Annotated in this window: 9 protein-coding genes; 5 read left to right on the top strand and 4 right to left on the bottom strand. The window is 39.6% G+C overall.

The genetic code is table 11. The features are described from left to right. Positions 1-1,080, bottom strand: a complete 1,080-nt coding sequence (gene mutY, locus ACRRSQ_RS10980; RefSeq protein ID WP_440875777.1) for an A/G-specific adenine glycosylase — start codon at positions 1,078-1,080, stop codon at positions 1-3. 95 nt (positions 1,081-1,175) lie between these two features. Here mutY and ACRRSQ_RS10985 point away from each other — a divergent pair, with 95 nt between their 5' ends. Further along, positions 1,176-1,514 (top strand): 50S ribosome-binding protein YggL, encoded by a 339-nt coding sequence (locus tag ACRRSQ_RS10985; protein WP_440875778.1) that lies wholly within the window; start codon positions 1,176-1,178, stop codon positions 1,512-1,514. Positions 1,515-1,695: 181 nt separating this feature from the next. Then, positions 1,696-2,421, top strand: a complete 726-nt coding sequence (gene trmB, locus ACRRSQ_RS10990) for a tRNA (guanosine(46)-N7)-methyltransferase TrmB (protein ID WP_440875779.1) — start codon at positions 1,696-1,698, stop codon at positions 2,419-2,421. A gap of 3 nt (positions 2,422-2,424) precedes the next feature. Here trmB and ACRRSQ_RS10995 read toward each other — a convergent pair whose 3' ends face one another. Beyond that, positions 2,425-2,796: a hypothetical protein gene (locus ACRRSQ_RS10995; RefSeq protein ID WP_440875780.1), complete on the bottom strand. Its 372-nt coding sequence runs from the start codon at positions 2,794-2,796 to the stop codon at positions 2,425-2,427. Between the two features lie 154 nt (positions 2,797-2,950). On the opposite strand from ACRRSQ_RS10995, the gene ACRRSQ_RS11000 reads away from it, so the two are divergent. Continuing rightward, positions 2,951-3,994 (top strand): S1C family serine protease, encoded by a 1,044-nt coding sequence (locus tag ACRRSQ_RS11000; RefSeq protein WP_440875781.1) that lies wholly within the window; start codon positions 2,951-2,953, stop codon positions 3,992-3,994. Positions 3,995-4,166: 172 nt separating this feature from the next. Continuing rightward, positions 4,167-4,883 (top strand): substrate-binding periplasmic protein, encoded by a 717-nt coding sequence (locus ACRRSQ_RS11005; protein ID WP_440875782.1) that lies wholly within the window; start codon positions 4,167-4,169, stop codon positions 4,881-4,883. On the opposite strand, the gene ACRRSQ_RS11010 is transcribed toward ACRRSQ_RS11005, so the two are convergent. Continuing rightward, on the bottom strand, positions 4,880-5,359 hold the full coding sequence (locus tag ACRRSQ_RS11010; RefSeq protein ID WP_440875783.1) for a methylated-DNA--[protein]-cysteine S-methyltransferase: 480 nt from the start codon (positions 5,357-5,359) through the stop codon (positions 4,880-4,882). The genes ACRRSQ_RS11005 and ACRRSQ_RS11010 overlap by 4 nt on opposite strands. A gap of 360 nt (positions 5,360-5,719) precedes the next feature. Between ACRRSQ_RS11010 and ACRRSQ_RS11015 the strand changes: the two genes are divergently transcribed. Then, on the top strand, positions 5,720-8,416 hold the full coding sequence (locus ACRRSQ_RS11015; RefSeq protein WP_440875784.1) for a TonB-dependent receptor: 2,697 nt from the start codon (positions 5,720-5,722) through the stop codon (positions 8,414-8,416). 429 nt (positions 8,417-8,845) lie between these two features. On the opposite strand, the gene ACRRSQ_RS11020 is transcribed toward ACRRSQ_RS11015, so the two are convergent. Beyond that, on the bottom strand, positions 8,846-9,286 hold the full coding sequence (locus ACRRSQ_RS11020; protein WP_440875785.1) for a DUF3859 domain-containing protein: 441 nt from the start codon (positions 9,284-9,286) through the stop codon (positions 8,846-8,848). Positions 9,287-10,019: the final 733 nt, after the last annotated feature.

Below are 10,019 nucleotides of genomic sequence, written 5' to 3' on the forward strand. Positions count from 1 at the left end.
CTATAATAGTGATATTAACTTTTGTGTCGAAGCCGCTAATCCGACCGACGATTGTTTCGATAAATCATACCACTGTTGTGGTGTTTTTTCGTTAACTTCTTCTACTTTTAGTTGCCGACAATCAACAACGATTGTTTCTATATCTAAATGAAAATGGCTAAAAGTATGGCGAAATGCTGGCAATGAGAATTGCTCGACTGCCTTTAAACCTTGTGATGTTAAAAAGTCATTCAGTTGCGTCGCCGCTGTTATTTCATAAAAACACCACAAACCACCCCATATGCCACTTGGTGGTCGCTTCTCCATTAATACTTTATTGTTTACTCTAGGGATCACCATAATGGTATTTTTAACCGGTGTTTGTTTTTTAGGCTTCTTTTGTGGAAAGGCGCTTTGCAAATCACCAGCTTTAGCCAAACAGCCTGAGCTTAATGGGCAATTGTCACAATCAGGTTTACTGCGTGTACATACCATAGCGCCTAAATCCATCATCGCTTGGTTATATTGTGCGACGCCCTCTTTTGGTGTTAATGCGTCAGCGATAGGCCACAATTGTTGCTCAAATTTTGCCTGCGCATTATGCCCTTCAATCGTATAACAACGCGCAAGTACCCTTTTTACATTGCCATCTAATATGGCATGGTGTTTATTTAGCGATAAACTTAAAATTGCCCCTGCGGTTGAGCGACCAATGCCGGGTAGGTCTATGGTTTCATTTAGTGTTTGTGGAAACTTGCCTTGGTGTAATTCTACAATTTGCTTTGCCGCTTTATGTAAGTTTCGTGCTCTGGCGTAATAACCTAGCCCAGTCCAGTGGTGCAGCACCTTGTCTTCATCGGCGGAAGCTAAAGCTGCGATGGTTGGAAAGCTCGCCATAAAACGTTGATAGTAAGGAATAACAGTAGCAACTTGCGTTTGTTGCAACATAATTTCTGAAATCCAGACTCGGTAAGGGGTTTTGTTTTGTTGCCAAGGTAAGGTTTTTCTGCCTTGCTCTTGATACCAAGCTAACACTTGGTGTGCAAATTTATTAGCCGAAGCTTTGCTGATTGTTACAGCTTGAGTATTATTTTTATTCATTGGCAAATTGTATCGAAAAAAAACATCACTTGTCTGGAAAATTAAAAAAATAACCTCTATGCTCTCGGCATCATCAATTTGAAGAAGAATACATCATGAAAGCACAAGCTAAAAATAGAACACGCCGTTTACGTAAAAAGTTACGTGTAGACGAATTTCAAGAGCTTGGTTTTGATATTGCGTGGCAATTACCAAAAGATTCAAACGACCAAGAAGTTGATAGCTTTTTAGATAAATTCTTTGCTGAAGTTATTCAACCACATGGTTTAGGTTTTGGCGGCGAAGGCGACACCTTATGGCACGGCCTTATCTGCACACAAAAAATTGGTAAATGTACGCCAGAACATCAAAAAACGGTAGAAACTTGGTTAACCGACAATGGCGCAAGTGCCGTAGCGGTTAGCGAGTTATACGATGTTTGGTGGGCTGAATAAACACTATATTTCAAATTGAACCATGAAATAGCACAAAAAGTGTGGTGTAGTACTTTATCCATCCATCAGAAATTAAAATTTATCACACTTTATTAGCGTATTATTTGAGTTTGTATTGATAAAGCCCGATAATACGCGCCCTAAAATTAAGCACATAATTGTTATACCAAGTGAAAACACTATGACCGAAAGAACACATAAAACCATTGAACAAGCTGAACAAGAAGGTAAGTATATTCGTAAAGTTCGCAGCTTTGTAAAACGTGAAGGCCGCTTAACCAATGCACAAGCGCGTGCCTTAGAAGAACACTGGCAGACAATGGGTTTAAACCATAGTGACGGTATGATTGATGCTGAAGCACTTTTTGGTAATACCAACCCGGTTGTGTTAGAAATTGGTTTTGGCATGGGGAAGTCGTTAGTTGAAATGGCTAAGAATGCCCCTGAGCTTAATTATATTGGTATTGAAGTGCATAAACCTGGCGTTGGTGCTTGCATTGCTTCGGCGCAAGAAGCCGAGGTAACTAACTTAAAAGTGTATGAGCATGACGCAATTGAAATTTTAGCTGACTGTATTGCTGACGGCAGCTTAACTACGGTTCAACTGTTTTTCCCTGATCCTTGGCACAAGAAAAAACACCACAAACGCCGCATTGTGCAACCTGAATTTGTTGAAAGTATTCGCCAAAAATTAAAAGTTGGCGGTGTTTTTCACATGGCAACCGATTGGGAAAACTATGCTGAGTGCATGTTAGAAGATATGACATCAGCCCCTGGTTATGAAAATCTTTCGACAACAAATGACTATGTTCCTCGACCTGATAACCGTCCGCTAACTAAGTTTGAAAACCGCGGCCAACGTTTAGGTCACGGCGTGTGGGATCTGCAATTTAAAAGAATTGACTAGTTTTTACTCTTTAGCTATCGGCTCAACACGACTTGGCGCTAAATATTGCTTTTCAACATGAAACAAATGTTGGCAATGGCGCCATTTTTTATCCCGCACTAAACCTTCTTTTGTTAATAATTCCTTTTCTAGCGCAAATTGTAATATTCGTACACGGTATTGCGTCCAATAATAAATTGCCGCTTCTTGGTGGGCTTCATTATTAGGAAACATCTCACTGCGATTTTCTTCAAGCTCAACAATTAGGCTGTTAACCACTTGCGGTTGTACTTGATGAGTTAAGTCGTTTTTAAATTTGGTAAATTGTTTGGCTCGATATAGTTGCCACGCAAACCACACGAGTATTAATACAGCAAATACCTGAATAACTAACACATTTATTCTCAATCATTTCTTTTCACGCTTTATACCAATTATCCCACTTAATTGGTACTAACATTAAATAAAAGCTGCTTTATCGAGCAACATTCAGTAAAATTTCTGTAAACGCAGGTAATAATCTGTGTGTTAATCTAATAAAGGGAAACCTATGTACAGAATAGTTCGTTCAAGCCTAGCACTAATATTGTTAGCACTTACCATAACGCAGCCGGTTATGGCAGAGAATACAGTGCAAAAACTATTCAAAGCAGTTAACCCTGGCGTGGTTGAGTTACATGTAAAAGCTTTGGCTGAGCCACAACCAGGCCAAGTAGCTTATAAAGCAAGCTTAGCTCGCTCGTTAGGCTCAGGCGCATTAGTCAGTGAAAAGGGGCGTATTCTCACTGCGGCACATGTTATTGACCGCGCTACGGATATCGAAGTTATCTTTAATGATGGTACAAAAACATCAGGTCATGTGGTTTGGATAGACTCAATTATAGATCTAGCAATGATCCAAGCAGCCAAGGTTCCTAGTTCAGCCAAAACATTAAAGCTTGCAAATAAAAGCGACTATCAAATAGGTGAACGAATTGTCGTTATCGGCGCTCCGTATGGTGTAAGCCATAGTTTATCAGTAGGTTATTTAAGTGGTGTACGCGATAAAGAACAAATACCTGGCACAACCATAGTGCCGCGTTTTTTACAAACTGACGCATCAATTAATCAAGGAAACTCCGGCGGACCTATGTTCAATCTTGACGGTGAAATTATTGGCATTGTTAGCCATATTTTATCCAAAACAGGTGGTAGTAACGGGTTAGGTTTTGTCGTGTCTATTGATACCATTCATGACGTAATTGCCAATGAACCAGTAAGCTTTTCAGGCTTTATTCCCCTTCTACTTAGCGAAAAAATTGCTTATTCGTTAAACAACCCATTTGGCTATGGCATGTTAATTCAGCAAGTTATTCCTGGCACGCTTGCTCATAAACTTGGTTTTAGAGGTGGAAACGTAAGCATCACGCTGGGCCGTTCACCGGTATTACTTGGTGGCGATATTATTTTAAGTATCGGTGGCCACCCAATAAAAGATTTAGAAGCGTTAAACAAACTACGCAAACGCATCTCTGAATATAAAAAGGGTGATGAAGTCATGTTTCAGTACTTACGAGACGGTAAAGAAAAACACGTAGTATGGACGATTGAGTAATCATTATAACGACGCTAGCTTTAGGTCGAAACATGACCTAAAGCTTTCCTCACTCTGGTTCACTTGCTAAATAGTCAACGTAACCTTTTCCTTTAAGATAAGTTATTATAACGATAATACGTTGAAATTATGCGTTATTTCACCTAGCCGATTAGCGGATACACTCTAGTTAATGTTTAAACTGCCACTGTTTTTTTTATTACTCGTCACTACGCAAACGTCGATGGCGCACACAACCGCTGTCAAAAATACAATCACCTTAGGGTCAACCAATACTAAAGACACTGCGCTTTATCAAAAAGCACAACGTATTTTATCTGTGGCCTTTTCAGAGTTAGGTTATCAGTTAAAAATTGCTGATTTGCCCAATAAACGAAGTTTGGTTTCAGCAAATAATGGCTCAGTCGACGGCAGCTTATTTAGGGTTAGTAGTTTAGATCTACACCTATACAACAATTTAGCGCGAGTAGATGAGCCGCTATTTGTAATAGACCAATCGGTTATCGGTAAGCAACAGGTCAAGGTAGACGGTTGGCAAAGTATGAAGCAATATATTATTTCCTACGAGCGTGGCACACACTTAATCGAAACAAACAAAGACAAATTTAAAAGCTATATTGAAGTAGGAAGTTTTGAGCAATCTTTGCAGTTAATTAGCATTGACCGAGCAGATATCACAATTGCTAGCAGAGAAACAGCAACAGACTATTTATCTTCAAAATCCCCGCTACTCTCAGACATTATAATTCATCAACCGCCGCTACTAGAGATTAAGTTACATGTATTCTTAAACAAAAATAACTTTCCTAACTTGGCCAAAAAACTTTCAAATGTACTTATACAAATGAAAAAAGATGGCCGCTTTCAACAATTATCTCAATTAAATTAGGGTTTAAAGTTCGCCCCTTCATGCATTAAAAGCTTAGCCTTTAACGCTAACCCACCTGCATAGCCAGTCAATTTTCCATCTGCACCTATCACACGATGACAAGGAACAATAAGTGCAATAGGGTTTGCACCATTTGCTGTGCCAACTGCTCGTACTGCTTTTGCGTTGCCAATTTCTTTTGCTATCCATGCGTAACTGCGCGTTTGACCACAAGGGATAGTTTGTAGTGCTTGCCATACTTTTTGTTGAAACGGTGTTCCTTGTGCAGCAAGCGGCAATGAAAAACTGAATCGTTTACCACAAAAGTACTCGTTTAGTTGCTGATGTGCCTCACTAAACACTTCGGGTCGCTCTACATATGATTCCGGAACTATTGCTTTTTTTTTACCATTTACAAATGTTAATGATGATACCCCTTGTTCATTAGCGGTAATTAATATTTCCCCAAAAGGCGATGAAAAACGACTATAAAACATACTCACCATACATTATGAATAACAAAAGAACATGACGAAAATTTTACCATTACTGGTCAATTTATTCATCAAGGTTGGAAGAACTAGGTAAGTAATACAAAAAAAATGTGGACATAGCTAACATAAATACCCATATTTTTACTTCACTAACATCATGAAAACAGTGAGATTTAAAAAATCACTAAGGTTATTTTAATATTCCGTCAGTGATTTTTAAGATTGCGTAAGTAATTTTCATCTTTGCTACTTATAGTGAAGATGCAACATTTAGAAAAATAACAAGCTATAAAAAATATATAACAACAATACAACAACAAGTGATATGTAAATTTCTATATATGCATTTTCGGGGGAAGCAAAATGACGATAGGTCATGGTCAAAAAATCTCAACACCTAAAAAACGATTGGTTCAGGCTATTCTTACAGCATTAACATTAACTCCTGCCTATTTAAACGCCGCACAAGATGAAAACCAACAACGAGAGTCTGAAATTGAGGTCGTCACTGTAACTGCCCAAAAGCGAGTACAAAACATTCTCAAAGTGCCAGTAACAGTTGGCACAGTGTCAGAAGATACCATTGAGGAAAGCGGCTCAGTATTATTGAGTGACATTGATAAGTTTATTCCTGGTTTTAATTTTAGTGACGGCAATATGACCCAAGCGGGTGTTTCCATGCGCGGCATTTCTAGTCCTAATATTAGTATTGGCGGCGATCCTTCATCAGCAACTTTCTATGATGATGTTTATATGCCAAGAGCTGCGCAAAATGTCGTATTCTCAGACATGGCACGGGTGGAAGTATTAAAAGGTCCCCAAGGTACCTTATTTGGTAGAAACGCAGCAATGGGTGTTGTCAATATGGTGCCAAAATCACCTTTTGCTGACTTTGAAGGTTTTGTAAAAGCAACAATAGGTACTGATAATTTACACCGTTACGAAGGTATGATTAATGTTCCACTGACAGACAGTATCTACGTGCGCGCCAATGCCTTAACTAATGAACAAGATGGTTTTGTTAAAAACATCGACGACTCTGCTTGGCATAACGGCAGTAAAGTATGGGATCTAGGCGCCAGAGATCACAGTGCAGCACGTATATCTCTTTTATGGGATATTAGTTCTGCGACCAATTTACAGTTCTCATACGATTGGGACGATTTAGAGCAAGCTCCTCCTATGGCAATTGGCTTTAGCGAATTTGCCTACGATGGCGGTAAAAGTTATCTTGGAAGCACAGCCGAAAATGATGTCAGAAATGGTGTTGAATCTCGTGACATGAGTGGAATGACCGCTAAGTTTAACCATGAATTTAGTAATGAGTGGTCAATGAAGTACTTAGTGAGTTATCGAGAGTGGCAAACAGTAAACCGTGAAGATGAAGATGGCACGTCTGATGTCACGCGCTACTTTGATACCTCAAATAACGAAGATTCCGACATTTTTTATACCGAACTACAATTTAACTATGTCAGCGACAAAATTAACGCCGTTACGGGTTTTTCCTATTCTAAAGAGGATGTTAGCCAAACGTCTGAGTTAAACTTAACCAGTGATACAGCAGCACGTTTGATAACCGGAGATTTAAATAGCCAAATAGACCAACTCGTCTCAGGGCAAGTTGCTGATATGCTAGGCGGTAATACCGATGCACATGCCGCAGGCGCGTTTGGCCCTGGGGTTACTTTTGCTGGTGCGGTTCAAACCATTAAACAATCAATGGGCATTGAAGAAATGGACCACATGTGGAACCCCGATGAATGGTCTAATACGTTAACGGCACTTGGCTTAGCTGACCAAATTATGGCGGCTATTGGTATGCCCGGACAAGAACTTACACCGGAAATTGTCACCGCAACTGGCGATTTAACTTACGACATTGTCGCAACCCAACTGCCAGCTATTGCTAATCCAGATGTACCGCCAGAATTTTTGCCAGCCTATATTCCAGAACTCTATGGACCAAGCTACGCAGGTCAGTTTTGGCAGGAAACAGTCAATAATACAGGTGAATTTACTAACTGGGGAATTTTTGCGGACGTAGATTACGCTATTAATGACAAGTGGAACATTATAGGTGGTTTACGCTACTCAAAAGATGAAAAAGATTTCACTTGGTATATTCCGACAAATACTTTTTCAACCGTTCCCGTTAATAGCATAATCGCTATGAGCGGCGGCGACCAAATTCCTATTGAAAATATTATTTTTCAGGAAGTTAATTACAGCGCCTCTGAAAGTTGGGATAAAATTACTGGTCGCTTTGTCACTAGCTATCAAGCCACCGATACCGATATGTATTTTGCATCCTATTCAACAGGGTACAAATCAGGTGGCTTTGATTCGTTAGGCGCTGTGCCAGGTTCTCAGCCGTTATCTTTTGATCCTGAAGATACTACAAACTATGAAATTGGTTATAAAGGTATATGGTGGGATCAGGTTATTGCTAACATTAGTGGTTACTATTTAGAACTAGAAAATCAACAAACTGGCGTAAGCTCGAAAAGACCAGATGATGTTGCTGCCGTGCCGTTAGTGATCAGTTTAGATCGGGAAATTACTGGTATTGAGTTAGATTTACGCTGGATGGCTACCGACAGTCTCACCTTAGGCGTATTATCTGAAGTTCGCTCAACGGATACTTTTACCCCAAGCTACTACAACGGTGAAGGCACTTTAGTTGAAGCAAAAGAAAAATCGGAAGATGCCGCGTTAAACTATACCCTTACCATTGATTGGATGCCTGACTTTGGCATAGGTACCACTAACCTGCACCTAGATTATGTATTCACAGAAAATACTAACGCTCAAATTGTTGGCTTGGAAGAGTATAAAAAAGCGATCCCTGAATACTTCCTTGATACTAAAAACTTAAATGCCCGTATATCTTGGGCAAATGATAACGACAGCATTGAAGTGGGTGTATGGGGGAAAAACTTACTGGATGAACAGCATGTAGTTAGCATTGGCGGATTAACCGCGAGTATATTAGGTACGCCATTTGGTCGTATTACGCGAGGATTAGAAGCAGGCATTGACTTTAAATATTCATTTTAAACTAGAGCGTGTTGACCTTTGGTGTATGTTTTTGCAGCGAATTATTTGCCATTTATACAAGACAGAGCGATTGTCGTGTAGTTATTCTACATAAATGAGTGATAAAGACTTTATGCTCCTGCAAAGTCACCTTACCCCACATCCATGTGGGGCAACGCAGTAGAAATGGCAAACAAACTCTGTCCGAAGGATCCATTTAAACGCTTCCTGCTCTTTGTTACTAACTTTATACGTACGACTCAAGGGATTGAGGAGGTAGGGCGACGTTTGGAACCAAAGCCGAGAGCCACTATGCCTTCAAGTTAGTGCCGCGATCAGAAAGCGTTTAAATTGGACAAAATTCATACCACAAAGATCAACACGCTCTAAACTATCTCTATTTTTAATCGCTAAAAAGCCCAGTACAATTACTGGGCTATTTTATGCTCATCATTTTCTATGCCTACGGGTAAGCTGTGCGAATTCATCAAGTGGCTCAGCATTATCTTCAGATACATCAAAGGTTTTTTCTGCAACCACTTTGCCCTGATATTCAATCACTATGCGCCAAGCACCTGTTTTATTTGAAACAGGTGCCCAAATAGTATCACCCAGAAAGAAATCCCAATCACTATTTTTGACATAAACATCCCCAGTAAATGGCAGCATAATATTGCCATCTTCATCTGGGATATTAGGATGGTAGATACAGTAGTCTAACTTGATCCCTTTACCTTTTTTAACGTTAAGTATCAAACCAAACTCTATGTCAACTTCAGCTGGTATATCTAACGTGTATTCCTTTATTTGAGGAAGTTCTTTTGCATCATTTTGCCACTGAGTATAAATACCATAACTCGCTAATTTAAATTGCGGTTTTACCTTTGCCATTACTTAACTCTTTTCAAATCACAACATGGTTAACTTATACCAACAGCACCAAATACTTGATTGGGTCAATTGGTATTAAATCCTTTTTCATTCAGGTGATCTTATCAAACTTTTACCAATAATTTTTATCAGAAAAAGCAAAAAGCCCGATTCTTTCGAATCAGGCTTGACGTGCACGGATGCACTAATGTCGAGAATGTTCATGGATGAACGTTTTCATCGACCTCTAATTAGAAGTCTAGCATGGTCCGCGTATTCGCAGAGCTCATACGGAAAAATTGGGTCAAAGCGAAACTATTCGCTTTGCCTATTAACCACTTTTCCCCTACTCTCGTGAGAGTAGGTATTTTTAAACGCCTAAACGAAAAAATCCTGCACAAGGCAGGATTCTTTCATTTAATAGAAGTCTAGCAATGTCCTACTCTCACATGGGCTTGTCAAAATATTAGTCACACTACCATCGGCGCTACTGCGATTAAACTCAATTAAATAAATTTTGTCACAGACAGCAAAAAGCCCGACTCTTTCGAATCGGGCTTCTTTAATTAGAAGTCTAGCAATGTCCTACTCTCACATGGGCTTGTCAAAATATTAGTCACACTACCATAGGCGCTACTGTGATTGAGATCAATTGAATAAATTTTGTCACAGGTAGCAAAAAGCCCGACTCTTTCGAATCGGGCTTCTTTAATGAGAAGTCTAGCAATGTCCTACTCTCACATGGGAACTCCCA

The sequence above is a fragment of the Thalassotalea sp. PLHSN55 genome (assembly GCF_052030545.1).
GTDB lineage: Bacteria > Pseudomonadota > Gammaproteobacteria > Enterobacterales > Alteromonadaceae > CANMXU01.